The sequence below is a fragment of the Hyphomicrobium sp. ghe19 genome, from assembly GCF_902712875.1.
Lineage (GTDB): Bacteria > Pseudomonadota > Alphaproteobacteria > Rhizobiales > Hyphomicrobiaceae > Hyphomicrobium_B.
This window is the reverse complement of sequence record NZ_LR743509.1, coordinates 76,083-101,811: the sequence shown is the minus strand read 5'-3', so window position 1 is coordinate 101,811 and position 25,729 is coordinate 76,083. Positions and strand designations below refer to the sequence as shown.

Annotated in this window: 31 protein-coding genes and 1 tRNA gene; 20 read left to right on the top strand and 12 right to left on the bottom strand. The window is 60.1% G+C overall.

Annotated elements, in window-relative coordinates; genetic code table 11:
• Positions 1–27 precede the first annotated feature (27 nt).
• The 4 genes from AACL53_RS00465 (at position 28) to AACL53_RS00450 (ending at position 2,366) form a co-directional block, all read left to right on the top strand.
• Positions 28–660, top strand: a complete 633-nt coding sequence (locus AACL53_RS00465; RefSeq protein ID WP_339086840.1) for a nicotinate-nucleotide adenylyltransferase — start codon at positions 28–30, stop codon at positions 658–660.
• Between the two features lie 112 nt (positions 661–772).
• Positions 773–1,234, top strand: a complete 462-nt coding sequence (rsfS, locus tag AACL53_RS00460) for a ribosome silencing factor (RefSeq protein WP_092862712.1) — start codon at positions 773–775, stop codon at positions 1,232–1,234.
• Positions 1,235–1,300: 66 nt separating this feature from the next.
• Entirely contained in the window at positions 1,301–1,783 is a 483-nt protein-coding gene (rlmH, locus tag AACL53_RS00455) for a 23S rRNA (pseudouridine(1915)-N(3))-methyltransferase RlmH (RefSeq protein ID WP_339081369.1), read from the top strand.
• A gap of 7 nt (positions 1,784–1,790) precedes the next feature.
• A complete protein-coding gene (locus AACL53_RS00450) occupies positions 1,791–2,366 on the top strand; it encodes a DNA-deoxyinosine glycosylase (protein WP_339081366.1) in 576 nt (191 codons plus the stop codon).
• On the opposite strand, the gene AACL53_RS00445 is transcribed toward AACL53_RS00450, so the two are convergent.
• Genes AACL53_RS00445 through AACL53_RS00435 form a run of 3 tightly spaced genes read right to left on the bottom strand, consistent with a single transcriptional unit; the run spans position 2,345 to position 5,302 of the window.
• The gene (locus tag AACL53_RS00445) at positions 2,345–3,169 is read right to left on the bottom strand and encodes an SDR family NAD(P)-dependent oxidoreductase (protein ID WP_339081364.1); all 825 of its coding nucleotides are present in this window, start codon (positions 3,167–3,169) and stop codon (positions 2,345–2,347) included. The two genes, AACL53_RS00450 and AACL53_RS00445, sit on opposite strands and share 22 nt — an antisense overlap.
• A 37-nt stretch (positions 3,170–3,206) precedes the next feature.
• Positions 3,207–3,599 carry an META domain-containing protein gene (locus tag AACL53_RS00440; protein WP_339081362.1) on the bottom strand — a complete coding sequence of 131 codons (393 nt, stop codon included), beginning with the start codon at positions 3,597–3,599 and terminating at the stop codon, positions 3,207–3,209.
• Positions 3,600–3,622: 23 nt separating this feature from the next.
• On the bottom strand, positions 3,623–5,302 hold the full coding sequence (locus AACL53_RS00435; protein WP_339081360.1) for an acyl-CoA dehydrogenase family protein: 1,680 nt from the start codon (positions 5,300–5,302) through the stop codon (positions 3,623–3,625).
• Between the two features lie 363 nt (positions 5,303–5,665).
• On the opposite strand from AACL53_RS00435, the gene AACL53_RS00430 reads away from it, so the two are divergent.
• Entirely contained in the window at positions 5,666–6,556 is an 891-nt protein-coding gene (locus tag AACL53_RS00430) for a YihY/virulence factor BrkB family protein (protein WP_339081358.1), read from the top strand.
• 92 nt (positions 6,557–6,648) lie between these two features.
• Here AACL53_RS00430 and ccrA read toward each other — a convergent pair whose 3' ends face one another.
• Positions 6,649–7,965 carry a crotonyl-CoA carboxylase/reductase gene (gene ccrA / locus AACL53_RS00425; RefSeq protein WP_339081356.1) on the bottom strand — a complete coding sequence of 439 codons (1,317 nt, stop codon included), beginning with the start codon at positions 7,963–7,965 and terminating at the stop codon, positions 6,649–6,651.
• Positions 7,966–8,190: 225 nt separating this feature from the next.
• Here ccrA and AACL53_RS00420 point away from each other — a divergent pair, with 225 nt between their 5' ends.
• The 6 genes from AACL53_RS00420 (at position 8,191) to AACL53_RS00395 (ending at position 11,966) form a co-directional block, all read left to right on the top strand.
• Positions 8,191–8,553: a hypothetical protein gene (locus AACL53_RS00420; protein ID WP_339081354.1), complete on the top strand. Its 363-nt coding sequence runs from the start codon at positions 8,191–8,193 to the stop codon at positions 8,551–8,553.
• 143 nt (positions 8,554–8,696) lie between these two features.
• Positions 8,697–10,706: a protein meaA gene (locus tag AACL53_RS00415; protein WP_339081352.1), complete on the top strand. Its 2,010-nt coding sequence runs from the start codon at positions 8,697–8,699 to the stop codon at positions 10,704–10,706.
• 61 nt (positions 10,707–10,767) lie between these two features.
• Positions 10,768–11,070 carry a hypothetical protein gene (locus tag AACL53_RS00410; RefSeq protein ID WP_339081349.1) on the top strand — a complete coding sequence of 101 codons (303 nt, stop codon included), beginning with the start codon at positions 10,768–10,770 and terminating at the stop codon, positions 11,068–11,070.
• 13 nt (positions 11,071–11,083) lie between these two features.
• Positions 11,084–11,428, top strand: a complete 345-nt coding sequence (locus tag AACL53_RS00405) for a hypothetical protein (RefSeq protein ID WP_339081347.1) — start codon at positions 11,084–11,086, stop codon at positions 11,426–11,428.
• A gap of 71 nt (positions 11,429–11,499) precedes the next feature.
• Positions 11,500–11,584 (top strand) — tRNA-Leu (locus tag AACL53_RS00400).
• A 64-nt stretch (positions 11,585–11,648) separates the two neighbouring features.
• The gene (locus AACL53_RS00395) at positions 11,649–11,966 is read left to right on the top strand and encodes a multidrug efflux SMR transporter (protein WP_339081345.1); all 318 of its coding nucleotides are present in this window, start codon (positions 11,649–11,651) and stop codon (positions 11,964–11,966) included.
• A gap of 93 nt (positions 11,967–12,059) precedes the next feature.
• Here the strand turns inward: AACL53_RS00395 and AACL53_RS00390 are convergent, their stop codons facing one another.
• Together AACL53_RS00390 and AACL53_RS00385 are read right to left on the bottom strand one after the other, a co-directional pair.
• On the bottom strand, positions 12,060–13,538 hold the full coding sequence (locus tag AACL53_RS00390; RefSeq protein ID WP_339081342.1) for an ammonium transporter: 1,479 nt from the start codon (positions 13,536–13,538) through the stop codon (positions 12,060–12,062).
• Positions 13,477–13,815 (bottom strand): hypothetical protein, encoded by a 339-nt coding sequence (locus AACL53_RS00385; protein WP_339081340.1) that lies wholly within the window; start codon positions 13,813–13,815, stop codon positions 13,477–13,479. The genes AACL53_RS00390 and AACL53_RS00385 overlap by 62 nt, the downstream gene beginning before the upstream one ends.
• Before the next feature lie 506 nt (positions 13,816–14,321).
• Here AACL53_RS00385 and AACL53_RS00380 point away from each other — a divergent pair.
• Both AACL53_RS00380 and AACL53_RS00375 read left to right on the top strand, forming a co-directional pair.
• Positions 14,322–14,639 carry a hypothetical protein gene (locus AACL53_RS00380; protein ID WP_339081337.1) on the top strand — a complete coding sequence of 106 codons (318 nt, stop codon included), beginning with the start codon at positions 14,322–14,324 and terminating at the stop codon, positions 14,637–14,639.
• Positions 14,640–15,033: 394 nt separating this feature from the next.
• The gene (locus tag AACL53_RS00375) at positions 15,034–15,648 is read left to right on the top strand and encodes an NYN domain-containing protein (protein ID WP_339081334.1); all 615 of its coding nucleotides are present in this window, start codon (positions 15,034–15,036) and stop codon (positions 15,646–15,648) included.
• Between the two features lie 25 nt (positions 15,649–15,673).
• Here AACL53_RS00375 and AACL53_RS00370 read toward each other — a convergent pair whose 3' ends face one another.
• From AACL53_RS00370 to AACL53_RS00360, 3 genes are all read right to left on the bottom strand, one after another.
• Positions 15,674–16,573, bottom strand: a complete 900-nt coding sequence (locus tag AACL53_RS00370; RefSeq protein WP_339081332.1) for a transporter — start codon at positions 16,571–16,573, stop codon at positions 15,674–15,676.
• 61 nt (positions 16,574–16,634) lie between these two features.
• A complete protein-coding gene (locus tag AACL53_RS00365) occupies positions 16,635–17,408 on the bottom strand; it encodes a LuxR family transcriptional regulator (protein WP_339081330.1) in 774 nt (257 codons plus the stop codon).
• Between the two features lie 244 nt (positions 17,409–17,652).
• On the bottom strand, positions 17,653–18,180 hold the full coding sequence (locus AACL53_RS00360; RefSeq protein WP_339081328.1) for a hypothetical protein: 528 nt from the start codon (positions 18,178–18,180) through the stop codon (positions 17,653–17,655).
• On the opposite strand from AACL53_RS00360, the gene AACL53_RS00355 reads away from it, so the two are divergent.
• Both AACL53_RS00355 and AACL53_RS00350 read left to right on the top strand, forming a co-directional pair.
• Positions 18,146–19,465 (top strand): cytochrome P450, encoded by a 1,320-nt coding sequence (locus AACL53_RS00355; RefSeq protein ID WP_339081326.1) that lies wholly within the window; start codon positions 18,146–18,148, stop codon positions 19,463–19,465. The two genes, AACL53_RS00360 and AACL53_RS00355, sit on opposite strands and share 35 nt — an antisense overlap.
• A gap of 24 nt (positions 19,466–19,489) precedes the next feature.
• Complete coding sequence (locus AACL53_RS00350; RefSeq protein ID WP_291161063.1) at positions 19,490–19,681, top strand: hypothetical protein; 192 nt, start codon at positions 19,490–19,492, stop codon at positions 19,679–19,681.
• Here the strand turns inward: AACL53_RS00350 and AACL53_RS00345 are convergent.
• Positions 19,678–19,926 carry a helix-turn-helix domain-containing protein gene (locus tag AACL53_RS00345; protein WP_339081322.1) on the bottom strand — a complete coding sequence of 83 codons (249 nt, stop codon included), beginning with the start codon at positions 19,924–19,926 and terminating at the stop codon, positions 19,678–19,680. The two genes, AACL53_RS00350 and AACL53_RS00345, sit on opposite strands and share 4 nt — an antisense overlap.
• Before the next feature lie 359 nt (positions 19,927–20,285).
• Between AACL53_RS00345 and AACL53_RS00340 the strand changes: the two genes are divergently transcribed.
• Positions 20,286–20,597 (top strand): hypothetical protein, encoded by a 312-nt coding sequence (locus AACL53_RS00340; RefSeq protein ID WP_339081320.1) that lies wholly within the window; start codon positions 20,286–20,288, stop codon positions 20,595–20,597.
• An 89-nt stretch (positions 20,598–20,686) separates the two neighbouring features.
• Here the strand turns inward: AACL53_RS00340 and AACL53_RS00335 are convergent, their stop codons facing one another.
• Positions 20,687–21,022, bottom strand: a complete 336-nt coding sequence (locus AACL53_RS00335; protein ID WP_339081318.1) for a hypothetical protein — start codon at positions 21,020–21,022, stop codon at positions 20,687–20,689.
• A 248-nt stretch (positions 21,023–21,270) separates the two neighbouring features.
• Between AACL53_RS00335 and AACL53_RS00330 the strand changes: the two genes are divergently transcribed.
• Positions 21,271–22,116, top strand: coding sequence for a lytic transglycosylase domain-containing protein (locus AACL53_RS00330; protein WP_339081316.1), 846 nt, complete (start codon positions 21,271–21,273; stop codon positions 22,114–22,116).
• A 24-nt stretch (positions 22,117–22,140) separates the two neighbouring features.
• Here AACL53_RS00330 and fabF read toward each other — a convergent pair whose 3' ends face one another.
• The gene (gene fabF / locus AACL53_RS00325; protein ID WP_339081314.1) at positions 22,141–23,421 is read right to left on the bottom strand and encodes a beta-ketoacyl-ACP synthase II; all 1,281 of its coding nucleotides are present in this window, start codon (positions 23,419–23,421) and stop codon (positions 22,141–22,143) included.
• 469 nt (positions 23,422–23,890) lie between these two features.
• Between fabF and AACL53_RS00320 the strand changes: the two genes are divergently transcribed.
• The 3 genes from AACL53_RS00320 (at position 23,891) to AACL53_RS00310 (ending at position 25,695) form a co-directional block, all read left to right on the top strand.
• Positions 23,891–24,874 (top strand): peptidoglycan-binding protein, encoded by a 984-nt coding sequence (locus AACL53_RS00320; protein WP_339081312.1) that lies wholly within the window; start codon positions 23,891–23,893, stop codon positions 24,872–24,874.
• Positions 24,875–24,898: 24 nt separating this feature from the next.
• A complete protein-coding gene (locus AACL53_RS00315; protein ID WP_339081310.1) occupies positions 24,899–25,255 on the top strand; it encodes a lysozyme inhibitor LprI family protein in 357 nt (118 codons plus the stop codon).
• A 131-nt stretch (positions 25,256–25,386) separates the two neighbouring features.
• Positions 25,387–25,695 carry a hypothetical protein gene (locus AACL53_RS00310; protein ID WP_339081308.1) on the top strand — a complete coding sequence of 103 codons (309 nt, stop codon included), beginning with the start codon at positions 25,387–25,389 and terminating at the stop codon, positions 25,693–25,695.
• The last annotated feature ends 34 nt before the right edge of the window (positions 25,696–25,729 follow it).

The following is a 25,729-nucleotide window of genomic DNA, read 5'->3' as shown; positions in this document are numbered from 1 at the left end:
ACGTCGCCATTGACGCGAAAGATACCGCTGCAAAGCTTCGGCTCCCTTCGCGTCAACACCCCTTTCTGTCTTCCGGGGCAACGCATTGGCGTAATGGGGGGTACGTTCAACCCTCCCCATGACGGTCACCGCATCGCCGCCGAAGCGGCCATGAAGCGGCTGAAGCTCGATCAGGTCTGGTGGCTCATAACGCCGGGCAACCCCCTGAAATCGCCCAACGGACTTTCCCCGCTCGCCGACCGCATGGGCCTTGTCCGCAAATTCGCCCACGGACCGAAAATGAAGATTACGGGCTTCGAGCGCGAACTCGGCACCCGCTACACCGCCGGGACACTATCGTTTCTGAAGCGGCGCTACCCCGCCGTGCGTTTCGTCTGGATCATGGGCGCCGACAATCTCGCCTACTTCGACCGTTGGCAGCACTGGCGCCACATCGCAGAGATCATGCCGATAGCGATCGTCGACCGGCCGAACTGGCGCCACGCCGCCCTATCCTCACCCGCCGCCCGGGCACTCGAGCGCTATCGCGTGCCGGAATCCGAAGCAGCCACCCTGGCCGATCGGCATCCGCCCGCCTGGATGCTGCTGACCATACGGCTTTCCGGCCTTTCCTCGACGGCTTTGCGTAAGGCAATCCCGGCCGAGCTTCGAACGGAATAATTAAGTCATTGACCTATATGACACTTCTACGACGGCCCCGGTTTCTAATTGCGGCTGGGCCCGACGCCGATTAATATCCCCCGTGCTCCGGATAACCCGGACCCTGAAAGACATGCGGGACCAACCAGCAAAGGACGTTCGCCGCTTGATTCGAACCACAACCGAGGCCGCTCGTAAGAGCACCTCATCCGCCTCGTCCGCCGCTCCGGCGCCGGACTCGGCCGCCCTGCTCGATGATGTCGTCCGTTGGCTTGACGACGCAAAGGCAGAGGAGATCGTGTCCCTCCCCCTCAAAGGCAAATCCGCATTGGGCGATTTCATGGTCGTCGCGTCGGGCCGTAATGACCGGCACGTGGGCGCCATCGCCGAACAGCTGCGGGAAAAGCTCAAGGCGCGCGGCGAAGCCCGCGTCAGAGTAGAAGGCTTGGGCGCCTGCGACTGGGTCCTGATCGACACGGGCGACGTGATCGTCCACGTCTTCCGTCCCGAGGTGCGCGAATTCTATAACCTCGAAAAGATGTGGCAGGCGGAGATCCCGCCGGACGCATCGCGCGGCGACTCCTCGCAACACTGATTGCGCGGAATTGCACGACCTGAAACAGACGCGGCCGAACACCTTCGGCCGCGAGGCGGTTGATTGATGCGCATCGCGATCTCGGCGATCGGGAAACTGAAGGACGCCGAGGAACGCGCCATCGTCGAGCGCTATGCCAAACGCCTCAACGGCACGGGCAAATCGCTCGGCCTAGGCCCCATCGAGATCCGGGAATTCTCCGAAAGCCGCGCCGCCGGCGTCGACGAGCGCAAGCGCGATGAAGCGGCCCGCCTCCTGCGGGAGATCGGCGCGGGCGACGTCACAATAGCACTCGACCCGTTGGGACGCTCTTTCACCAGCGAAGCCTTCGCAGCCCTCATCCGCGAAACCCGCGATGGCGGCGCAAAGACGTGCAACTTCCTGATCGGAGGTCCGGACGGCCACGGCGACGGAGCCCTCGCCGCCGCGTCCGTAAAGCTCTCCCTCGGCTCCCTGACCCTTCCGCACGGCCTTGCGCGCGTCGTTCTCGTGGAGCAGCTTTACCGCGCCGCGACGATCCTTTCCGGACATCCCTACCATCGAGCGTGAGCGGCTAATGGCTGCCGAGCGAAGAAAAGCGCCGACGATCGAAACCAGTCCGATCATCAAATACAGCTTTCCTCCGCTGAGCCCGGCAGGCGCGCGCTTGCTGATCCTCGGCACGCTTCCCGGTGAAGAATCCCTCCGCCTGCAGCGGTACTATGGACATCCGAGAAACCATTTCTGGCCGCTCATCGCCGCCCTTTCCAATAAGCCTTTGCCTCCCCTGTATGAGGACCGCCTCGCGCTCCTGGAAATCAATCGATGGGCGATTTGGGATGTTCTCGAAGGCGCGGAGCGCATCGGCAGCGCGGATGCAGCTATCCGCAATCCGACCGCGAACGCATTCGCCGACTACTTCGCAGCCAACCCCGCGATTAAGGCGATTGCTTTCAATGGACAGAAGGCCCGCGATTTATTCCGCCGCTTCGTCATGAAGCCCGGCATCGTCGCGGCAGGCGATTTTGACTTGATCGAACTGCCGTCGTCGAGCCCGCTCTACACGAAAACGCTCGACGAGAAGCTCGCCGTCTGGCGATCGAAGCTCGCTGGGCACATCGCCGATGGCCGTCAGGAATTCCGCGTAAAATAATCGATCGCGAACTGCGGCAGCACCCGGCGCATGGCGGCGGCGAGATACGTCGGCGTCGTCACGTAATAGTGCCGCTGCGGCCGCGCACTTTCGACGGCGTGAATGAGCCGTTTGGTCACCGCTTCGGGCTCGAGCTTGAAAGTCATCTTTCCGCCCGCCTTCATGGCATCGATACGCGCCTGGTAAACGTCGCGATGGGGCGAATTCTCGATATCGACGGTTGCGAGCAGCCGCGCGAGCGCATGCTCCACGAACCGCGAGCGTATCGGCCCCGGCTCGATGAGCGAAACCGAAATTCCCGAACCTTCGAGCTCAAGCCGCAACGACGCCGTCAACGCTTCGAGCGCGAATTTCGATGCGCAGTAGGCACCGCGATAGGGAGCGACGACCAGGCCGAGCACGGACGAGCAATTGACGATGCGGCCCGCACCATTCTTGCGCATCGCCGGGATGAGGCGGCGGGTCAGATCGTGTGTGCCGATCACATTGACCTCGAATTGCTCACGCAGCAGCTTCGGGGTCAGATCCTCGATTGCCCCCGGCTGCGCGAACGCCGCGTTGTTGAAAAGCGCGTCGAGCTTGCCGCGCGTCATCTCCAGCGCACTGATGGCGCACGTCGCGATCGACTGAGAATCCGCGAGCTCGAGCGGCAGAACTTCGACGCCGAGGAAATTCTTCAACCGGGCGAGGTCTTCGGATTTGCGGGCCGTTGCGATGACGCGCCAGCCGCGCTCGCGCATCGTCCGCGCCGCGTCGAGGCCGATGCCGGAAGAGCATCCGGTGATGAGAATAGAGCGTGCCATGGGGCTCCGGTCTTGCGGCGACAGCCGCCCGCTCGCACTATTTCTTGAACTTCACGAGCACGTGGCCGTCGTCGGCCTTCAACGTCAGCATATCACCTTCGACGACGAATGAGCGCGCCGCTTCAAGCGCCGTGAAATATTGCGTCTCGATCTCGGATTTGCCTTCGCACATCATCTTCGTCGCGGCCAGCGGCCCGATCTGGATCGCGTCGTCCTCGATCGAAATGGGACCGCTGAAGCGGTTGCACCCGCCGGTGCCGGAAACCTTGTCCGTTGTGTAGTCGAGCGTCAGACCGTCGACGGGCTTGCCGCTGAGTTCGGTCGCGACCCAGCTCGCAGCGAGAGGACCGTCCTCATCGTCTTCTGCAAGGACGGGACCGCTCATCGCCAAGGCGAGCGCGCTGACAATGATCGCCTGCATGAACCGCATGAGCGTTCCCCCCTCTAAGGGTTCTAGTTGGCGCCTTCGAGCAGGCGCCGTGCAATCACCTGCGCCTGAATTTCAGCAGCGCCCTCGAAGATATTCAAGATGCGAGAATCGCAGAGCACGCGGCTGATCGGGTATTCGAGCGCGAAACCGTTGCCGCCGTGGATCTGCAGCGCGTTGTCGGCGTTGGCCCACGCGACGCGCGCGCCGAGCAGCTTCGCCATGCCCGCTTCGAGATCGCAGCGCCGGCCGGCATCCTTCTGCCGCGCCGAGAAATACGTGAGCTGCCGGGCGACCATCGTCTCGACGGCCATCATGACGACCTTGTTGCGGACGCGCGGGAACGAATAGATCGGCTTGCCGAACTGCACGCGATCGAGCGCATACTTGAGACCGAGGTCCATGGCGCACTGCGCGACGCCGACAGCGCGCGCAGCCGTCTGGATGCGAGCGCCCTCGAAGGTGATCATCAACTGCTTGAAGCCTTGCCCCTCGACACCGCCGAGCAGGCTGTCGGCCGGCACTTCGAAGTTGTCGAAGGAAATGTCGAATTCCTTCATGCCGCGGTAGCCGAGAACTTCGATCTCGCCGCCCGTCATGCCTTTGGCCGGGAACGGATCTGCGTCGGTCCCGCGCGGCTTCTCGGCGAGGAACATCGACAGGCCCTTGTAGCCGGGCTCGTTGGGATTTGTGCGCGTCAGAACCGTCATGACGTCGGCGCGGACCGGATGCGTGATCCACGTCTTCTGCCCGGTGATCTTGTAGACGTCGCCGTCCTTCACCGCGCGCGTCTTGAGCGACGCGAGATCGGAGCCGGTATTCGGCTCGGTGAAAACAGCCGTCGGCAGCAACTCGCCCGAGGCGATCTTGGGGAGAAACTTTGCCTTCTGCTCCGCCGTGCCGTTGTGGAGGATCAGCTCGCCCGCGATTTCTGCGCGCGTGCCGAGCGAACCGACGCCGATGTAGCCGCGCGACAGCTCTTCCGACGCGACGCACATCGATTCCTTGCCAAGCCCCATGCCGCCGAAGTCTTCCGGAAGCGACAAACCGAAAACGCCAAGCTCGGCGAGCTTTGCGATGACATCGAGCGGAATGTATTCGTTCTTGAGATGCCACTCGTGGGCATGCGGATAAACTTCATCGAGGCAGAAACGGCGCATCAGATCCTGGATCTGCGCGTGCGTCTCGTCGAGACCCGTGTCGCCGAACGTCATCGCGTCAGGTTGTGCTGCGATCAGCTCTCCAAGACGCGCCTTGACCGTTTCCGAACCGCCCTCGGCAATGAGATCGGCAACGGAATCCTCGTAACGGCGAAGTTCGGCTTTCGGCACGCCCAGCGCCTCCGGCCGTGTGATTTCGAGCTGGCTCATTGGAACGCCGCTTGCCACTTGCGCGGCGTATTCGCCGAAGGCTGCGAAGAGCAACAGCTGCTCGAACTCGCCGAAGCGCCCTTCCCCTTCGAGGCGGGCTGCCCAGTCGTGCATCTGGCGAAGACCCTCGACGGTCGTCGCCAGCCAGGCGAGCCCGTGCGCCGCGTGCTGCGCTTCGTCGATGCCGCCCGCTTCCTGAATCTTGATCCGGACCCCGGCCTTGGCGGCCTGCAGGATCTTATCCGCGCCGCCGACGGCCTCCCCACACCGCTCGATGAGCTTCGCGGCTCCTCCAGCAAGGATGCTAGCTCCAGCCTTCATCGGCGTGACGGACATGCGATTCTCCTGAGGAATGCCAAGGCATGAGACCAAGGCAAGGAACAAAGTATTTTGCCTACCCTTGCGGTGCTCCGCGACCAATTCGCCGGTCGGGAAGGATTAGTCAACTATTCCCGGACCGCAACAAATGCTCCGCGACCTATTTGCGCAAATATCGCCCACGGCAGCCGCCGGAACGATAGCGAACTCAACAAAGTTCCGGCCGTTTACTAGATCTAACGAATGACCATGAACCTGCGTGCAAATTGCCACCCTTGGGGAGAGCGGTGAGGTCCCTAGTGGACCCCGGAGCGGCGAAACACTAGGTTCCGCGCCACCAAATATAAAAAGCGTGAAAAGCCTGGGGAGAGAAGATCACTCATGAAGCGCATGCGAAGATTGTTCGAAGCTCTCTATCGGGTCTACGAGCATTCGGGCTTCGCGATGGCTGGCGCGATCGCGTTTTCGTTCGTCGTTTCAATCTTCCCGTTCTGCATCTTCCTCGGCGCCCTCTCCGGTATATTTGGAGGCCGCGAACTCGCCCAGGACGCCATAAGTCAATTGTTCGCCATCCTGCCGGAGCCGGTCGCCAAAGGCATCGCCCCGCAGATCGAAGCGGTCATGGGATCGCAGCGGATCGACCTTCTGACGGCGTCGGCATTTCTGGCTCTCTTCTTCGCGACGAGCGCGGTCGAAACATTGCGCACGGCTTTGAATGGCGCCTACCGCGTCCGCGAGAAGCGCCCCTACGCGCTTTGCCTGCTGATCAGCATGCTCTTCGTATTCGTCAACGCGATATCGACGCTCGTGATCACCTGGTTTATCGTTGTGGGTCCGGGCATCTTCGGACCAGCCATCGTTGAAGACTTTTCCGCCGGATGGGTGCGAACGCTCATCGACTCGATCAGCTTCGGGCCCGGGATTCGCTATTGCGTCGCTGGCGCCGTGATGGCAGCGCAGCTGCTTGCGCTCCATTTGTGGTTGGTGGCAGGCAAGCGGCGCGTCATGGACGTATTGCCGGGCATATTCCTGACGATCGCTCTCTGGCTCGCGCTCGCCGGGCTCTGGTCGTACTACATCAAAATTAGCAATTATTCGCTGTTTTACGCCGGTCTTTCACAGCTGATGATCGCGCTGATCTTCTTCCAGTTCACCGCGATAACCATTCTTCTCGGCGCCGAATTCAATCGCGGCATCTCCGAAATGAAACGAATGCGCCGCGAGGCGGCAGAGCGCGAGGCGCTTCGCCTCAGCACGATGAGCGGCACGTAAGTCGCGCGGCCTCGAACGACAGGAATTTTATTGGGAAGCAGAAGCAACGTCGTCCTCCTTCGCCTTTGGCCGGCGAAGGAGGACGAAACGATTTATTGCGGCTTCGGCCCAGCTTCGATGACGTCTTCCAACGTCCGCAAGCCGGTCGTCGGAGCCGATACCAGCACGGCCATGTTGCCGGGCTTGTGCTCGTTACGATACATCCGCATGTGCGCCTTCGGGATCTGCTCCCACGAGAACACTTCCGACATGCACGGATCGATGCGGCGCTCGACGACCAGCTTGTTGGCCTGCGACGCCTGTGCAAGGTTTGCAAAGTGCGAACCCTGCACGCGCTTCTGGTGCATCCAGAGATAACGCGCGTCCATCGTCAGGTTATAGCCGGTCGTGCCGGCGCAAATGACGACCATGCCCCCGCGCTTCACGACCTGCACGGAAACCGGAATGGTCGTCTCACCCGGGTGTTCGAAGACGCAGTCGACGTTGACGCCCTTGCCGGTGATCTCCCAGATCGCCTGGCCGAACTTGCGCATCTCCTTCAGCCACTCGTGATACTCAGGCGAGTTCACCTTCGGCAGCTGACCCCAGCACTTGAACTTCTTGCGATTGATCACGCCCTTGGCGCCGAGCTGCTTGACGAAGTCGAACTTGTCGTCATCTGAAACGACGCCGATCGCGTTGGCGCCAGAAGTCGCGCAGAGCTGGATCGCGAAGGCGCCGAGACCGCCGGCCGCACCCCACACGAGCACGTTATGCCCGGGCCTGAGCACGTGCGGACGATGGCCAAAGAGCATCCGGTAGGCTGTTGCGAGCGTCAGGGTATAGCAGGCGCTCTCTTCCCAGGTCAGATGCTTCGGCCGCTCGAGAAGCTGGCGATCCTGCACGCGGCAGAACTGCGCGAACGAGCCATCCGGCGTCTCGTAACCCCAGATGCGCTGCGAGGGCGAGAACATCGGATCGCCGCCGTTGCACTCCTCGTCGTCGCCGTCGTCCTGATTGCAGTGAACAACGACTTCATCGCCGACCTTCCAGCGCTTCACCTTCGAGCCGACGGCCCAAACGATGCCGGACGCGTCCGAACCCGCGATGTGGTACGGCTGCTTGTGGACACTGAACATCGAGACGGGCGTGCCGAGCGATGCCCAGACGCCGTTGTAATTGACGCCCGCGGCCATCACGAGGACGAGCACGTCGTGGCTGTCCAGTTCCCACGTCGGAACGACTTCGACTTGCATCGCCGTTTCGGGCAGACCCTCACGCTCCTTGCGGATCGTCCAGGCATACATGTTCTTCGGAACGTGCCCGAGTGGCGGGATTTCCCCGATCTCGTAGAGGTCTTTCTTAATACCTGCCGCCGCCGACTGAGCATCGGCCACGTCGCTTTTTGCTGCCAAGTTCTGGCTCGACATTGGTGTTGCGTCTCCCGACCTTTTCCCCGCGACGAGGGCCGTTATGGCTCATCTTCTTCGCGTTTCTCCCCAACTTCGCTTGGGGATCGCAGTATGAAGCACGTTTTTGCGCTGCAATGAAGAGGGTTAGGCCACCGTTAATGTTGGCTCAATTCCTCTTTAACGAGAGAGGGTTATTGTTCCGGCTTCCTTTTCCTACCCATTCGGGCAGTTGGGACGCGGCTCATGCAAGACCTCTTTTGGCAGCTCAAGAATACCGACTCCTTCACCATTTACACGACGCTCCTATTTGTCGCGATCGTCGCCTGGTTCATCCGTGAAATCATCGGTTCCTCGGGACTTGCCTTGAGCTCGGTCCCCTTGCTGATGATCGGCGGCTTGCTAGGCCCGGCTTTTTTCAACCGGCAAATGATCGCGCTTTCATACGATAAGAACGCCAACGTCGTCACTGCGACAGCATTGGGCATTCTCGCGATGCTCCTCGTCATCCTGCTGAGCAAGTGGCTCCTGACCCTCCTCAACGAACATCGCGTCAGCCGGATCAAACCCGTCTCGATCCCGACCCGCGCCCCCCGCTTGCGGCGCTAGGCAACGCCCGCTCCGGCCCCGCCGTTCCGGCCCCTCGCTGCGCCAAAGCGCGGCGAACTGCCGGTTTTGCCTTTTCATGGGCTTCGGCTACGGTAAATCCTTCTGCCAACACAATTTGAACCGAGCCTAGGGGCGCCCTTTCGATGTCGGACACCAAGACTCTCCACGCGAAAACCAAAGCGGCGAAAACCCCGCGCGACAAGCCCTGGCTGATCCGCACCTACGCCGGCCACTCGACGGCGCAAAAGTCGAACGAGCTCTATAAGAAAAACCTCGCGAAGGGGCAGACCGGCCTCTCGATCGCCTTCGATCTGCCGACCCAGACAGGCTACGATTCAGATCACGAGCTTGCCCGTGGCGAAGTCGGAAAGGTCGGCGTCCCGGTTTCCCACATCGGCGATATGCTAACCCTGCTCGACGGCATTCCGCTCGACCAGATGAACACGTCGATGACGATCAACGCGACGGCCGCCTGGCTCCTCTCACTTTATATCGCCGTCGCCGACCGGACCGGCGCGTCACGCGACAAGCTCACCGGCACCATTCAGAACGACATCATCAAGGAATACCTGTCGCGCGGCACCTACGTGTTCCCGCCCGAGCCGTCGCTCCGCCTGATCAAGGACACGATCGTCTTTTCGACCCGGAACGTCCCGAAGTGGAATCCGACGAACGTCTGCTCCTACCATTTGCAGGAAGCGGGCGCGACGCCCGTTCAGGAACTTGCATACGCGCTCGCAACGTCGATCGCCGTTCTCGACACCGTGAAAGCCTCGGGCGAAGTGCCTCCGGAAGAGTTCGGCAACGTCGTCGGCCGCATTTCCTTCTTCGTCAACGCGGGCATGCGTTTCGTCACCGAGATGTGCAAAATGCGCGCCTTCGGCGAGCTTTGGGATGAGATCACGCGCGAGCGCTACGGCGTGACGGACGCGAAGCACCGGATGTTCCGCTACGGCGTACAGGTCAACTCGCTCGGCCTGACCGAGCCGCAAGCTGAAAATAACGTCTATCGCATTCTCATTGAAATGCTGGCCGTGACGTTGTCGAAAAATGCGCGCGCCCGTGCGGTGCAGTTGCCGGCCTGGAACGAGGCGCTCGGCCTTCCGCGGCCGTGGGATCAGCAGTGGTCGCTCCGCATGCAGCAGATCGTCGCCTACGAGACGGATTTGCTCGAGTACGGCGATATCTTCGACGGCTCCGTCGAAGTCGCGAAAAAAGTCGCGGCATTGAAGGAAGAAGCCAAGGCCGAACTCGCCACCATCGAGAAGATGGGCGGCGCCATCGCTTCGATCGACTACATGAAGCGTCGCCTCGTCGAAAGTAACACCGGGAGACTGTCCGACATCGAGAGCGGCGATCTGGTCGTCGTCGGCGTCAACAAATTCACCGAAACCGAGCCTTCACCGCTGTCGGGTGGCACGGACGCCATCATGGTCGTCGATCCGGCGATGGAAGCCGAGCAGATCGGCAGACTGAAGGCATGGCGCGAAAGCCGCGATTCCAAAAAGGCCGCCGCAGCCCTCGCCGAAGTCGAGCGCGCCGCGAAAGAGGGCCGGAACATCATGGATAGCTCGATCGAGGCCGCCAAAGCCGGTGTCACGACCGGCGAATGGGGCACGGCACTGCGCAAAATCTTCGGCGAGTATCGCGCGCCGACCGGCGTCGCCCAGGCGGCCGTCGCCCGCGACAGCACACAGCTGGAGGCCGTACGCGCCAGCGTCAACGAACTGTCCGACCGCCTCGGCCGGCGGATCAAGTTCCTCGTCGGCAAGCCCGGCCTCGACGGCCATTCCAATGGCGCCGAGCAGATTGCCGTCCGCGCTCGCGATGCCGGCATGGAGGTCGTTTATGAAGGCATCCGCCTGACGCCCGGCCAGATCGTACGCGCGGCCGTCGATGAAGGCGTCCACGTCGTCGGCTTGTCGATCCTGTCGGGCTCTCACGTGCCGCTGGTGAAGGATGTCATGGAGCGGATGCGCAAAGAAGGGCTCGATGACGTTCCAGTCGTCGTCGGCGGCATCATCCCGCCGGAGGACGCCAAGACATTGAAAGCCTTCGGGGTCGCGGCCGTCTACACGCCCAAAGACTTCCAGCTAAACGACATCATGGCCGACATCGTGAAGCTGGTCGACCGCTACGCCAAAGCAGCCTGACGCCAAGAGGCAGCCTGACGATAGCTTGCAAGCGTCGGCCGGATCTCGTTACGCTCGGCCGATGAAAACCTGGGTCGTTTTATTCCTTCTGTTGCTTGCGGCGGGCATCGCCTGGGGTGTCGCCCGCGATATTTTCTCACGTCCGCGGGGAACCGTCATCGGCACCGTTACGGCCGTCGATTTCGGGAACCCCCTGCCGAAATGGTATCCGCCGACGCCCCCGCACTACACGGCGCGCCTTGCCGATGGCAGCTTGGTCACTGTCTCCGCTAAAATCCCGCTGAACATTCCGGTCGGAGGCGCCATAACCATCACGGAACTGATGACACCCTGGGGACAGGTCTGGTACAGGCAGCGCGATTAGGGGAGGGCGGCCTTTGCGTGAAGAAACTCGAAAGCGGCTCGAAAGAGCACTCTGGATCGACCGCGCGAAAAAGCTCGGCATCGCCCTTGCGGTCGTCGGGGCAATAGGGCTGGCATTCGGCTACGAAACGCTCGATCTCGCCGTCTCGAACACCGATGTCCAGGGAACCGTAACCGACATCGAGCCCCTGGTCTCCAAGCAGAACTCGGCCGATGGCGAAAACGTCATCGTCAAGCTCGACGCTGGACAGCTCGTCCGGGTGCTCGCCTATAAGTCGCGCGGCATCAAGATCGGCGACCATATCCAGGTCGTGGCGCACCACCACGCGACGGGCCGCGTCACTCATACCCTCAAATAATATCTTCGCGCGTTGACGCCGCCGCCTGGGCCGTTATATGTCGCCGTTCAGCTCGGTCCATCCGGGCGCTTGCCTCAGTGGCGGAACGGTAGACGCGGTAGACTCAAAATCTGCTATCCATCGGGTGTGGGGGTTCGAATCCCTCCTGGGGCACCATCCAAATTTGATCATTAAAAATTCACGTACTTCGGGACGGTCCGGCCCTAAATATGGAGGGACCGTGGCCTGGATTCTGTTGCTCACCGCAGGCGCTCTGGAAATAGTATGGGCGGTTGCGATGAAGCAGTCGCTTGGATTGACACGGCTTTGGCCAAGCCTAGTTATGGTTACGGCGCTGGCGACCAGCATGGCCCTCCTCGCCCTGTCGATAAAGTCCCTCCCGCTCGGAACGGCGTATGTGGTTTGGACCGGCATTGGAGCGGTCGGCACCTTCGCCGTAGGCATTCTCTTCCTTGGCGAACAGGCGACCGCGACGCGCCTCATCGCAGCTTCGCTTATTTCGGCGGGGGTCTTGCTGCTGAAAGTGTCGACCGACTAGGAGATTAACGGCGCGCGGCAAATCGCTTTGCAAACCGCGCATCTTCGGAGCCGAAAACATGGGCCCCGAAGATCCCGCCTGCTTCCTGCCGCCCTAGTGAACGATCTCGCCATGGAGGGTCAAATCGAGGCCCTCGCGCTCGACATCCTGGGCGACGCGCAGGCCGATCGTCCAATCGATGAGCTTCAGGATGATGAACGTAACGATCACGTCGTAGACCAAAACGATTGATACACCGGCCGCCTGGTTGATCACCTGATGCGGATTGCCTTCGATCCAGCCCGGTGTGCCGCCATATTCCGATATCGCGAAAACGCCTGTCAGCAGCGCGCCGACGATGCCGCCGACCCCGTGCACGCCGAACGCATCGAGCGCATCATCGTAACCGAACATGTGCTTGAGCCCGGTCGTGCCCCAGTAGCAGAAGACACCCGCGGCAACGCCGATGACCAGGGCGCCGACAGGCCCAACGAAACCTGAGGCTGGCGTAATCGCGACGAGCCCAGCAACGGCGCCCGAGCAAATACCGACCACCGTCGGCTTTTGCCGCATCGACCACTCGATGAGCATCCACGTAAGGGCGGCGATCGCGGTCGCAAGCTGCGTGACGAGCATGGCCATGCCGGCCTGAACGTTAGCCGTCACCGCCGAGCCGGCGTTGAATCCGAACCAGCCGACCCAGAGCAATGATGCCCCGATGAAGGTCAGAACGATATTGTGCGCCGGGCCGCTGTCTTTCCGTGCCCCGAGCACAAGGCAGGCAATCAGCCCGGCCGTGCCCGAGTTGATGTGAACGACCGTGCCGCCGGCAAAGTCGAGAACCTTGAACCACGCCTGATCGTTGGATGAATTCAGGATGCCGCCGGGCCCCCAGACCCAGTGCGCGACCGGAGCGTAGACCACGGTCGCCCACAAGGCGATGAACCAAAGCATCGCCGAAAATTTCATGCGCTCCGCGAAGGCGCCCGCAATCAGCGCAGGCGTGATGATCGCGAACGTCATCTGGAAGCAGATGTAAACGGTTTCAGGAATCGTTGGCGCAAGCGGGCTTGGATTGGTCGTGCCCGTCGCGATATCGCTCAATATGCCTTGCAGAAATGCTCGATCGAGCCCCCCGATGAATGGCGTGCCCGCACGGAATGCCAAGCTGTAGTTGAAAGCGGCCCACAGAACCGTCACCAGACACGTGATCGCGAACGACGTCATCACGGTGTCGCCGACGTTTTTCTTACGCACCATGCCGCCGTAAAACAGCCCGAGACCGGGGACGGTCATCATCAGGACGAGCGCAACCGAAGTCAGCATCCATGCGGTATCGCCGCTATTCACCGTACACTTCTCTTGCGTCTTTGCATCGCAAGCCGGAGGCGGCGGCGGGGCGGGAGCAGCAGCGGGCGTCGATGGCGTCGCGGCGGGAGCGGGCGCGGTGTCCTGCGCGACCGACAACGACGATGCGAAGCAACTGACAAAGCTTGCCACGAACAACGCAAGGGCAATGCTACGAAATATTTTAGTGATCGATGGAATTTTGCCCTTCGTGAATTCCGCGAAGGGAATGTTGGAATGCAGCATCGCCTAAATCTCCCTGATCGAATTCGAAAATGGGATTGAAATTGTCGACAAGTATTTCTTTCGTGGTCAATTCATCCGCACGCACATCAACGCGTAGAAATTTACTCCCCGGAAGCCAGCGAGGAATGACGAGGAGCGTCGAGAGAAGATTGGAGTTGGAGTTCTCGAGAAGATCTCGACTTCGAAAAACGATCGCATCCGCAACGTCGATCGAGATCGGCGCTTCGCGCAACTCAGGAGGCTTGAACGGCCATAAAGCAGCTGTGATCGGTTTCATGGGCCCCCGGTTCAATGTCGTGGAGGCGGCCGAACCCCGCGTGAATTGAGTGAGGGTCCAATAGGAAGAGAAACAAAAATCGTGCCAGCCTGACCAAAATATAGTCAAGGCCTTGAAAGTATGCGCAATGAGCGTTCAGAGAGCTGACGAACGATTGGGATGCGCACGGCGCCTCTGCCCGAAACCTGTGCACCAAGCTATAAAACTGCAAAGATGTTGGTCATTGCACTCACGAAGTATCTTAGCAGCCCCCTTCTGGCTTCCGCCTGTCAGATCGCAAGATGCGATGCGCCGCAGCATCGATCAGAGCCATAGCCCTAACCCCGCAATATTGGTTGCGCGAACTTGCGTAGAGCCGCGCCCCGCTGGATGAGCCGTCGAACGAGCAAGATAAGGCAATCATTCGTTACCGGCAAAGGCTGGCCGGCAGCCCCGCCCCACGAGGAAAACCGGAACCGAATGGCACCCATTTCGTTCCCCCTTCGAAGCAATTTGGAGGAAACAAGATGTCATATGAAGATCCTCGCTCCGGTCGGGAGCGCAACCTCGGCCAAGACGATGTAGCAAATTCGACGGGATCATGGATCGCGGGCCTTCTCGTGGTCGCGGCTATCGCGCTAGGCGGTTGGTATTACTACAATCACAGCCAGCGAGTTGCCGATCTAAATCATCCCACGACGAACGCCGCGACTGACACCACCAAGTCCGCGGCACCTGCTGATACAAGCTCGTCGTCGACAGGCGCTTCGACAGGCACCAGTGGCACCAGCCCGAATACGGAAACGGGCGTGAAGACCCCCGCGCCGACCGCCCCGAATCCGTAAAACCGTAAAACATCGAAACGAGAAAGGACCCGTCCTCCCGAGAGGCGGGTCCTTTTTCGTTGTCTGAATTGGCCCCGGCCTTCTGCGCAAAGATTGCGTCCGCGTCCATTCCGTTCGCGCGTCTCTCCAGGATGGGCAGGCAGCGAGCCCTGGCAACGGAAGTCTCGTGTGCAAGTGCACACGCCCCGCTCGACGGATAAAAAATTCGAGCCAGACCCAACTTGACTATTGCTTGTGTCTCTAAGAACGCCGTATTTGCTACGTATAAAGACTATATTGCAGCTTCAACCGCGCAATCGGTTTGCGGCTCCTTCCGATTGCCTTACAAATCGATTTCTTCACCCCAAGAACAAGATGCTCCGGGATCACCTCGTGCGTCAGTCCAGGCAGAAAGATGAAGCTCTATCCGAACGAACGAACCCTGATCCTGATAGACGGGGCGAGTTTTCACGCGTCAGCGAGATCATTGGGATTTGACATCGACTACCGGCGCCTCCTGGACCTCTTCCAAAGCAAGGTTCAATTGTTGAGAGCGCATTACTACACAGCCATCCCCGAAGACCCCGAATTTTTCGCAATACGCCCCTTGGTCGACTGGCTCGATTACAACGGCTATTCAGTCATCACCAAGCCGATGAAGGAATTCACCGATCCATCGGGTCGAAAGAAGTTCAAGGCGAATATGGACGTCGAGTTGGCCGTCGACGCAATGCGAATGGCCAATCAGATCGATCACATAATCATCTTTTCGGGCGACGGAGATCTTCGCAGCCTCGTTGCCGCGCTCCAGGAGTTAGGAAAGCGTGTCACCGTCGTTTCCACCCTTGAGACGGATCCGCCGATGATCTCCGATGAACTGCGCCGGCAAGCCGATCATTTCATCGATTTGGCGGACCTGGAACATGAGATCAATCGCACATATGCCGACGCGCGGAAGAAACCCGCCTGCAATAAACGCAACTCTGCAGAGGCGCGCGACCTGGCCAAAATCGACGAGAACGAGAATTGAACCTCGCTCGTGTTGCTGTCTGCCGCTAAAATTTGACTGCCGCTGTCACGCTCAAAATATCGCCTTGAAACCGATTGGTAGCGTCGACTTCGTGCAGCCATTTTCCGACGATCTTGCCCGGAATGCCGAGAGAGGTTGTGTTCCAGAGAACTGCAGGTCCGATGGCCGCGGATGAGCTCCGGATTTTCGGCGCCCCCGCACCGCTATCATCGGTAAATTGCGAATAAACGTAGCCGTGCAAGCCGATCGCAAAATCTTGCGACAGATACCTGTTGAGCATGCCGTCCAGATGGAACTCATTGCCCGTCCGGTAATCCGTCGCGGTGTTCTTGGTGTTGAACATGAGGCCGGGAACGAGCGAGATCTCATACCCTTGTTTTTGGTCGAGCCAAGTCAACGCAAGAACGGAATCGAACGAGTAGTAATTCCGGCTCGAGTTCAGAGCGGCGCTGCGATCGTAGGCGCCAGCCGGCATGATCACCGCTTGATACGCGCTCACAAAGAGATTGCCGGATGACCAATAGAGAATGAGCGGCGAGACGCTCGTGTCGCCGCGATTTGAGACACTCGCATCGAGACTGAACGGCGGCGGCTTCGCTTCGAGGTTGGCATCGAGGTAGGTCGTGTACGAACCGAACGCGACGGTCGCGCCGAAAAGCTTGTAATCCGTGACGTATTGAAAGCCGCCGAGATAGAGCATGGCGCTGGCGGACACCGTGTTCGGTACCGCGGGGCCCTTCAGCTTCGCTTGGTAGCTATAGGCCGTTCCATAGACGTAGAGACCTGTCGGCGGCGCGACCGCCACTGCAAAGTCTCCGTAGTAGCCGGGAACATAGTTGGTCAGCCCACCTTCGGCGGCATGCGCGTCCGCGACGTGGAGCGATGCGAACGCAACCATCGCAGCGGCTGCCGCTCTATGCCCCAATCTCACCCCTAAGCCACTATTGCCGGACAAACCCCGCCCCGCTTCCAAATTCAACAGACGCTCAATAGTCGATCAAACCGAGGTAGAGAGCGCGAACCGCAGCATGCGTTTTGTTCGATGCGCCAAGCTTGCGCATGGCGTTTCGCAGATGACTTTTGATCGTCTCTTCACTGAGACCAAGGATTTCCGCTGTTTCCCCCACGGTCTTCCCCCTGCCGGCCCACGCAAGCGCGTCGCGTTCGCGATCGCTCAGGGGCACGCTCGCCACCGACTCAGGCGCCAACAGGCGATTGGGATCGTCTCTGTGTTTTTCGGCAATCAGATCGACCGCGCGCTGAACCCAGTAGACCAGCACCACATGAAGATCGATCTTCTTGCGCATGAGCATGAAGCGGAAGCGGCTTATCGTGTCCTTCCAATAGAAGGAACAAAGGCTCGAATTCATTCGGCCTAAGCGGTCCCGGTAGTGAAAGGGAACCACGACACCATTATTGAATCCGTGGTCACGCGCGGCTTCCATGATTTTGTATGCGCCGGGCTTGGGCCCGCTCGGCACACTCGGCAGCGGCACCTCGTCCCAAGAAAATGGCGTATTGGTCCGTCGCGCAAATTTCACGCAGTGATCGACATGGACGAACTTGTTCGACTTGTAGTCGTTCTCCCAAGAGGCGCCCGTCGTACCCATGTAGAACGGCACATCCTGGTGCGGATTGCCAACATCCAGAAAGTTGAACGACGCAAACCCGTAGTCCTCTGCAATTTTCTGCAGCGTGTCTCTGAGTTCGTCGAGGTCGCTTGAAGCTTCGACCGCGGATATCGCCTCTTCAACCGTCATTTTACCGACTCTCCCCCATTCAGGGGATTTCCCAAGCAGGTCATCTCGCGAAAAACTTCCCTATCGGAAAACACCAGCACACCAAGTGCCGATGAGGTCGAAAACTTTGCGCACAGCAGTGGCCATGAGTACCCAGAGACCGAGACTGGTTGCGAAACTTTGCAATGTCCAGAGCAATTCGGCACTCGTAACCGAATTTCAGGAGTTCCGAAGAAAACTCTTTGTCGACACCCTGCAATGGGACTTACCCGTATTCGGAAATCTTGAAATCGATCAATTCGACGGCGCCACCGCGACCTATTGCGCCATCTACGCCGACGGCAAACTGATCAGCGGATTCCGGGCGATTCGCTGCGACCACGAATATCTGGCCCTTTCGGTATTTCCCCAACTCGCCACCGAGCGCCCGTATCCGAGACAGCCGGATATGTGGGAAATTAGCCGTCTGGGCGTCAATCCGCCGGACCTGAATATCGCCGGCGTGACCTACGCAGTGATGCTTCACCTTGCGCGGCTGCGCGGCGCCAAAGCCTTGGTCGCTCTCGTCGACCTCTGTCACGAGCGGTTGCTCAGGCAAATCGGCATCAAGACGCGCCGCTACGGGTCTCCCCAGTACATCGGTGACGACCGAAAAGGCCGGCGCCTCACCGCGGTTGCCGGCGAAATCCCAATCCAAGAGCAGGGCGGCGAAGCCTACGAAGCGCTCATGGACCTCCTCCAAACAGTTGAGATTATCGATGAAACATTGGTTCTCAGACCTGAGATCGTTCAATCGGGATCCGCTCAAGTTCTTCCTGACTCAGGCGGAATCGGCGATCGATCCGCTGGTGAGGCTCCATCTTGGGCCAAAGCCAGTATGGCTGGTAACCGATCCTGATCTCGTCAGGCATCTGCTCAAGGCCGACGAGATCCTCGTCGACAAAGGCCGGTTCGTCAGCAAGCTTCGCCCCGTCGTCGGCCAGAGCACGCTGACGCTCAACGGCGAAGAAAATCGCAAGCGCCGCGCGGTTCTTCATTCGGTTTTCGCGAAAGGCGTCGCGCAGCGGTTCGTCCCCGAGATGTCGGCCGCCATCCGCGAGGCCGCCGTTTCCGCTTCCAGACAATCGGACGTTTCCGCCCACGCGCTGACCGCCCCGTTGGCCCTACGCATGATTTGCATCGCCATGTTCGGCAAGGACGTGCTTTCGCGCGGAGACGAGCGAGCGATCGTTGAGGCGGTTCGTCTTGTTGAAGCCGATCTCGCAGACGATCTTTTCCGCGTCTTGCCGCTTCCGCCTTGGAAGGCCGCCGCCCGCCGGCGCAAGCGTGAATTGGCAAGAAGGATGATCGATGCCGTTGTCGCGAGAGTCCGTGCCCGCGCAGCATCTTCGACCGCCGTCGGCGCGTTGATCGCGCTTGGGTTATCCGACGTCGAGATCCGCGACGAGATCGTAACGATGCTGCTCGCCGGGCATCACACGACGGGCTCGGCGGCGGCGTGGATCATGTATTATCTGGGCACGGTGCCCGGCCTCGCCGAAGAGCTGGCCGCCGAAGCCGAAGCCTCTTCAGACGATGCAGGCGAGTTGCGGCCTGAAATTCTGCCGCGCGCCTCGAAAAGTCTCGCGTTCGTGCGGGAAGTTTTGCGGCTTTACCCGTCGGCTCACTGGTTCTCGCGCGACGTCAGAACCGACATCACCGTCCGCAACATCCCTCTGAAGTCAGGCGACGCGCTAATCTTCTGCCCCTGGCAATTGCACCGCGACGAGCATTACTGGGTCAATCCCGACAAATTCGACCTGACGCGGAACTTCACCGGAAAAGCCTACCTCCCGTTCGGAGCCGGTCCTCGCGTTTGCATCGGAATGGGATTGGCAAACCTCGAATTGCAGCTGCTGGCTTTGGAAATGGCAGCGGCATTTTCGATCACGATCAAAAGCGCCGTCCCGGCACCGTTGCCGACACCGTCCGTCACACTCATTCCGCCGGATATCCAATTGTCGCTCAAGGTTCGTGAACCACGCGAGCGAAGCATCGTTCTCCCGCGAGAGCCGATGCCAGTTCGTGCAGCATCCTGAAAATAAGCAAAGTTAAATCACACCATGGAACGACCGTTCTTCTTCGAACACGACCAGCCCGACGAATTGGTAGTGAACTTGTGCCGGATCGTGGACGCAATCCGCGAGGCGATGGACACCTCCCAACGCCGCCAGCAAAGCAATGTCACGGCAGAACTCGCCATGCGGCTACGGCAATTTGCCGATCTCATCGACCGTCTGCCTCCTGCCGACTAGTCGACCGGATCGGCGAGGACGCCAAAGATGTCCGTCAGTTGGACTTTCAGAGCTTTTGCAATTTCATGAAGCTCGGCCGTCTTGAAACGGGCCTCGCCCAGCTCTCGACTTGCATATTCGCTGACGTCCATTCCGGAAACGCGGGCCATGTACTCGGCCGGAATACCCGACGCATGTCGAAAAAGACGGATGCGCTGGCCGATAAGGGAATCGACCCTGCGATGCCCTCCTCCAAAACGAGGCATTAGTGTGTAGCCCCCTACTTATGAATTGCTCCGCCCGATCAAGAGACCTTACCCGGGACGGTTGAACCGCTTCCGAATAATACCTTGAAGGCATCGGACCGCAATAGAACGCGTCCAATCATCTGAGCCCGCGTGAAGCTCACGACGCCGACCGCCGGATGAAGAAAGTCTCCCAAATTTGCAAAGCAGCTTGTGCTCAATTCTAGCCGACGAGAATGCGGGAAGAACGCGCGCGATGTGATGTATAGACGCCGCAACTCCCCTGAAATCGGCAGCATCCGTCTCATTTCTCATCCCCAGAACTCGTGAGAGCGTGGCACGCTTGGAGCGCCATCTCACAATCACTGGGAGTGAATTCGATGCGCAAGATTTCCGGCCAAATTTTCGGGTTGACGCTAGCGCTTCTCGCCGCCGCAACATTTGCTTCGGCCACTGCCGACGCCAAGGATTGCTTCAAAAAGGCATCGCTGGGATCATCCCCCCTCGGCGAAACCAACGCAAAATTCCTGGCCGATGAATCTCTTCTTCAGCAGACGGACATGGGTGTGTTCATGGTCTGGCTGACCGGCGGCGGCACACCGGGCTATAGCTTCGGCCAACGCAAGTACCGCTGCACTCAAGACGGCATGATGTCGACCTGTCACGCACAAGCGACCATCTGCAAGATGTAAGGCAGACAATCATTCAACGGCGGGGCGGCGGCGGGACTGCCCCTTTTTTTTGCTCTCACATTCGCACCGGAACAGCGATAATCGCGCCTTCAATCCCGATCTGAAACCCTGATCTCGCTTCGCATTCGCAATTGCCTTCCGGGCGACGCGGTCGCGTTCATAGCTTCGTCCTTACGCGCAGCCCCGTGTTCCACTCCCGAACGAGGATGAGATGTTCGCTGCGGCACGTCCAAAGCGCCGAGCAACTCGTTGAAACGGGAGGCATCGGCCTCCGCCTGCGTACGGTGCAGAAATTCCGAAATGGGCGACTCCTCCGCGCACATCGAGATGCAAAATACCAGAATTCCGACAACGAGCAGGCCGGCGATGATTGCGGCGGCATCGCTCAGCGAGAAGGGATCAGTCGTTGCGGCTCGGATCATCATGGGGCTCGGTCCTCCGGATGCGGAGGTCACCTTGTCTTCGAGTTCGCTCCGAAGCTGTTCCCCGCGTTACACCCGCTCACCGGCTGCTCAGTTGGCCGAATTCCCCATCGGTCCTTGAAAACAACAGATTTTCCGCGCGATGAGATGCGCATTTGGCGACAGTGAGAAGATGTGACAGTAAGGACGGCATCCGACGACTTGGCCCGCCCTTCCTCACGTTTCCCCCGGCGAATCCGAAAGAAGAATCGATGCCGTCAACCTTCGTTGCCCCCATCATGATCAGGCTGAACGCGATATGGCTCATGGGCCTTTTGCTCCTGGGCGCACCTGGCGATGCGGTAGCAGCTCAGTGCGGCAGCGGCCCGGCAGGATTTGCAAACTGGCTACAGAGGTTCCGGCTGCAGGCATCTGCACAGGGCATCGGATCCGGAACCATCCTATCGACTCTTTCCGACGTGACCTACGACCCGGCAGTCGTTCGCCTCGACCGCTCGCAACACTCGTTCAAACTCAGCTTTCAGCAATTCTATGCGCGTCGCGTCGACAAGGCGCTGATCAACAAGGGCCGGGTACTGATGCAGCGTCACCGCGCGCTGCTCGACCGCATCGAAAAGCGCTTCGGCGTACCGGGCGAGGTCATCATCGCGATCTGGGGTCTCGAAACGCATTATGGCGCCGACGCTACCGCCCGCTATTCGATCATCCGTTCGCTCGCGACCTTGGCCTACGATTGCCGGCGAAGCGAATTCTTCACCGGCCAATTGCTCGACGCATTGCGGATCGTCGATGAAGGCGACCTGACGCCTGCGCAATTGCGCGGCGGCTGGGCGGGCGAAATTGGCCAGACTCAGTTTTTGCCGACCCCGTATATCCGCTTTGCCGTCGACTTCGACGGCGACGGCAAGAAGGATTTGATCCACAGCGTGCCGGACATCCTCGCATCGACAGCAAGCTTCCTCGCGGGCCACGGTTGGGAGCGCGGCGGCAGTTGGGAGCCTGGCTCGCACAACTACGGCGTCATCGCCCAATGGAACAAGGCCGACGTTTACGACCGGACGATTGCGAAAATGGCTGATGAGCTCGGCGGCCGCTAGCGCTTGCCGCGCCGATCGAGACGGTCAGGACCAGCGCCGGAAAATCACCGACGCGTTGACCCCGCCAAAGCCGAACCCGTTCGAAAGGACATATTCGACGTCGCTTTTCCGCGCCTCCGGACCGATGAGATCCAGGCCTTCGGCTTCCGGATCCGGGTCAGTGAGATTGAGCGTCGGCGGCAGCACGCCGTTTCGCAAAGCGAGAATGGAAAATACCGCTGCGAGCCCACCGGCAGCGCCGAGCAAATGCCCCGTGGCCGACTTGGTCGATGAAATCGCGGGCCCGCGCCCATGTCCGAACATGGTGCGCATCGCGGCAAGCTCACCCCCATCGCCGACCGGCGTCGAGGTCGCGTGCGCGTTGAGATAACCGATGGCGTCAGGCGTGAGCCCCGCCATCGCGAGTGCATCACGCATGGCCCTCAACGCACCGTTCCCATCGGGTGGGCCTGATGTGAGGTGAAAAGCATCCGCGCTCGTGCCGTATCCAACGACTTCCGCGAGCGGAACAGCACCGCGACCCAAGGCATGCTCCTCGCTTTCGATCACGAGCATGCCCGCACCCTCGCCCATCACGAAGCCGTCACGCGCCTTATCGAACGGGCGCGACGCTTTTTCCGGCGCGTCGTTAAAGCCTGTCGAAAGCGCACGCGCGGCTGCAAATGCCCCAAGCGCCACTCTGTTGATGCACGCCTCTGCGCCACCGCAGACCACGACATCGGCTTCTCCGCTGCGGATCAATCGCATGCCGTCGCCGATGGCTTGCACGCTTGCCGCGCACGCCGTTACCGGCGCGCCGATCGGCCCCTTGAGACCAAACAGGATCGAGACATTCCCGGCGGCAAGGTTGACGAGAAACGACGGAACCGTGAACGGCGAAAGTTTCTTGGCGCCACGATTGTCGACCGTCCGCACCGCGTCCGTAATCGTGAGAAATCCGCCGATGCCCGAAGCAATCACCGTTCCCGTCCGTTCGCGTGACCGCTCGTCTTGCGGAGCCCAACCCGCTTGAGCCAAGGCCTGCCGCGACGCGTCGATCGCAAAATGGATGAAGCGATCCATCTTCTTGCGGTCTTTGGCGGGAACCGCAGCCGCGAGATCGAAGCCTTCCGGATCGTCAGCAATATCGGGAACGACACCGCCGACCTTGCAATCGACATCCGGCACGATCGCTTCATCGAGGCGCCGTATTCCCGATTGACCGGCGATGAGACGTTTCCATGCCGCGTCCACGTTCGCACCAAGCGGCGACACGAGCCCCATGCCGGTCACCACGATCCGTGAACCTGCTTTACGATCTGCCACAGTGGCTCCCTTTCAGATGTTGATCACGACGGCTCCGCACGACGCAGAAGAACGCAGGGCCATCGAATTGAGCCTTATAAATTATACACGTAATCTAAAATCACAACCTGCACCGGCAAGTGGCGCCGTCTGAGGTGAATTTCACAGAAATTGGAAGCCGTTGAGGCGGCTTTCGGAATTCTTCCCGCCCATATTGTATTCACAATCTTGCTGTGCTCCGCTCGCCACCAGGAGCTCGCGACGAACCGATTCTGCCGACCGATTTCGGTTGAAGCTGGCGCGGGCGCACTAGGCGGCCTCACTGGCGGGGCTTAAAAAGTTCCACGCGCCGTCTCCACACGGAGTTTTGCTCGATTGCGGCTTATGCCAGCCCATGCCAGAAAGGCAAAAGCGTTTCGGGCCGTATTTCGGGATTGAAGTCGCCGGTCGGTTTGCGTTTGTAGCGTTTGTCTTGTGAAGAGTATCGCCTGTGAGCGTCGTTCGAAAAATAGCCGCGAGTTTCTCCAGCACGGCCGGAGGGTTCTTCCTCCTGTCGGTGACAGTGGCACTGGGCCTCGTACTCTACGTTGTCACCACACCCGACAGCGTCTCGGCACCCGCCCATATCGACGCTATCGCAGTGCCTCCGCTCGTAAGAGCCGTTCCTGTCTCCTCGCCGTCTCCTTCCGCTAATGTCGTCAAGATCGCATCGACGGCCTTGACCAAACCCGTCGCAGCACCCGTTCTTCCATCCGATCGCGGTGCGCGCGTGCGCCAGTTGCAGAAGGCTCTGGCACGGGCTCAATGCTACAACGGTCCGATCAGCGGCATCTGGAGCGACGCATCCAAGGACGCGATGCGTGGTTTCGCTGAAACGGTCAACGCGCTGCTCCCGGTCGATAGTCCGGACGATACGCTCGTCGCCTTGGTCGAATCCAATGATACTGCTGTATGCGCTCGCGGCCGCGCGATATCGACGGGTACGCTGACGACTGAGCTTCCCTCAACATCGCTCCAGCAAGCGCATGAAGAAACGTCGCCCCCAGCGGCCCCGCGGCCTCCAGCAGTCGCACAGCGATCATCGGCGGACGAGCGAACGATGCTCGATCATCCTTGGGCGCCGCCCGAAATGCTCACGCCTCCTAAGGAAATCGTAGCGGCCATTCCCGCACAGGAAGAACCACGCGTTCCGGCTGTTGCAGTAACGGCCGTTCACGCCGCCTCGGCCAATGACGCTGCAGCACCGGCACCTTCCACAATTCATTTCCGGGACAATGAAGTCCTGCCACCTCCGCAGGCGAACGACCCGTCATCGGCCGCATTGGCGCCCGATGCCGAAGCCCCCGTCGCCCAACCGCCAAAGCCGAAGAAAGCAAAGACCGCGAAACGCAAGCCCAGCGAATATGACGACATGCAAAAGTCGATCAGCAAAGGCTTCGATACGCTGCAGCGGTCTCTCTCATCGATGTTCTAAAAGCCAAGTTGCGGGAGAAATCATATGCGCTGGATCGCCCTCGCAATGATGGCCATTGCCGTCGCATCGTTATCGGCGCCAGCCGATGCCGCCGACTATGCACCGCTCGACTGTGACAAGGCGAAATCGCCAGCCGAACGAACGATCTGCGGGGATTACGACCTCGGTCAAAGCGAAGCTCGGATGGCAACGTTGTTTACTATCACGACATCGCTCGTCGCCATGGGACAGCGCGGCGACATCCAGGACGACCAGCGCAAATGGCTGCTGTCCCGCGACGCTTGCGGCAAAAATCTCGGCTGTCTGCAGGAAAGTTACGCTCGGCGCATCAAGGAACTCGAAAATGTCATGGCAGGCATCGCGTCGCGCGGGCCATATTGAGCACCAGCGACTCCTGGCCCATATGTCCACTGGAACGCACCCCAGCATTTAGCGTTCAGCGATGAAACCCGGCCTGAAAACCCGGATACGCTTCGTGCCCGCATGCACCTTGCGCAAATTGGAGATCTCGTATGACGAAGTCCAATTCCGCACGGATTTCCCTTTTAACGATTGCATTCGCTGCGGTCGCAGCCACATCCGCAAGCGCCATAGAATGCAACGAAGACTTTCAGATTGTTGCGGGCCACCCGATATCGACGCCCTACTGCCGCGATAACAACCTCGCCGCCGTGGCACGGAAGTACGGGTATAAGGTCTCCGACAGCACCATCCGCAACAACCCTTCCCGTAAAGCAGAAATCTGCAGGTTCATCGGCAACGACATTCGCGTGCAGACAGCGTGCGAGGAAGTTCTGCCGGGTGCCCGCGATACTCGTTAGTTTGATTGTGACGGCGCCGCGATTTTCGCGGCGC

Bases quoted from the DNA above. Each gene is read 5' to 3' on its own strand.
- rsfS (WP_092862712.1), top strand. From the start codon at position 773: ATGCGGGACCAACCAGCAAAGGACGTTCGCCGCTTGATTCGAACCACA.
- rlmH (WP_339081369.1), top strand. From the start codon at position 1,301: ATGCGCATCGCGATCTCGGCGATCGGGAAACTGAAGGACGCCGAGGAA.
- AACL53_RS00450 (WP_339081366.1), top strand. From the start codon at position 1,791: ATGGCTGCCGAGCGAAGAAAAGCGCCGACGATCGAAACCAGTCCGATC.
- AACL53_RS00445 (WP_339081364.1), bottom strand. From the start codon at position 3,169: ATGGCACGCTCTATTCTCATCACCGGATGCTCTTCCGGCATCGGCCTC.
- AACL53_RS00440 (WP_339081362.1), bottom strand. From the start codon at position 3,599: ATGCGGTTCATGCAGGCGATCATTGTCAGCGCGCTCGCCTTGGCGATG.
- AACL53_RS00435 (WP_339081360.1), bottom strand. From the start codon at position 5,302: ATGTCCGTCACGCCGATGAAGGCTGGAGCTAGCATCCTTGCTGGAGGA.
- AACL53_RS00430 (WP_339081358.1), top strand. From the start codon at position 5,666: ATGAAGCGCATGCGAAGATTGTTCGAAGCTCTCTATCGGGTCTACGAG.
- ccrA (WP_339081356.1), bottom strand. From the start codon at position 7,965: ATGTCGAGCCAGAACTTGGCAGCAAAAAGCGACGTGGCCGATGCTCAG.
- AACL53_RS00420 (WP_339081354.1), top strand. From the start codon at position 8,191: ATGCAAGACCTCTTTTGGCAGCTCAAGAATACCGACTCCTTCACCATT.
- AACL53_RS00415 (WP_339081352.1), top strand. From the start codon at position 8,697: ATGTCGGACACCAAGACTCTCCACGCGAAAACCAAAGCGGCGAAAACC.
- AACL53_RS00410 (WP_339081349.1), top strand. From the start codon at position 10,768: ATGAAAACCTGGGTCGTTTTATTCCTTCTGTTGCTTGCGGCGGGCATC.
- AACL53_RS00390 (WP_339081342.1), bottom strand. From the start codon at position 13,538: ATGCTGCATTCCAACATTCCCTTCGCGGAATTCACGAAGGGCAAAATT.
- AACL53_RS00385 (WP_339081340.1), bottom strand. From the start codon at position 13,815: ATGAAACCGATCACAGCTGCTTTATGGCCGTTCAAGCCTCCTGAGTTG.
- AACL53_RS00380 (WP_339081337.1), top strand. From the start codon at position 14,322: ATGTCATATGAAGATCCTCGCTCCGGTCGGGAGCGCAACCTCGGCCAA.
- AACL53_RS00375 (WP_339081334.1), top strand. From the start codon at position 15,034: ATGAAGCTCTATCCGAACGAACGAACCCTGATCCTGATAGACGGGGCG.
- AACL53_RS00365 (WP_339081330.1), bottom strand. From the start codon at position 17,408: ATGACGGTTGAAGAGGCGATATCCGCGGTCGAAGCTTCAAGCGACCTC.
- AACL53_RS00355 (WP_339081326.1), top strand. From the start codon at position 18,146: ATGAAACATTGGTTCTCAGACCTGAGATCGTTCAATCGGGATCCGCTC.
- AACL53_RS00350 (WP_291161063.1), top strand. From the start codon at position 19,490: ATGGAACGACCGTTCTTCTTCGAACACGACCAGCCCGACGAATTGGTA.
- AACL53_RS00345 (WP_339081322.1), bottom strand. From the start codon at position 19,926: ATGCCTCGTTTTGGAGGAGGGCATCGCAGGGTCGATTCCCTTATCGGC.
- AACL53_RS00340 (WP_339081320.1), top strand. From the start codon at position 20,286: ATGCGCAAGATTTCCGGCCAAATTTTCGGGTTGACGCTAGCGCTTCTC.
- AACL53_RS00335 (WP_339081318.1), bottom strand. From the start codon at position 21,022: ATGATGATCCGAGCCGCAACGACTGATCCCTTCTCGCTGAGCGATGCC.
- AACL53_RS00330 (WP_339081316.1), top strand. From the start codon at position 21,271: ATGCCGTCAACCTTCGTTGCCCCCATCATGATCAGGCTGAACGCGATA.
- AACL53_RS00315 (WP_339081310.1), top strand. From the start codon at position 24,899: ATGCGCTGGATCGCCCTCGCAATGATGGCCATTGCCGTCGCATCGTTA.
- AACL53_RS00310 (WP_339081308.1), top strand. From the start codon at position 25,387: ATGACGAAGTCCAATTCCGCACGGATTTCCCTTTTAACGATTGCATTC.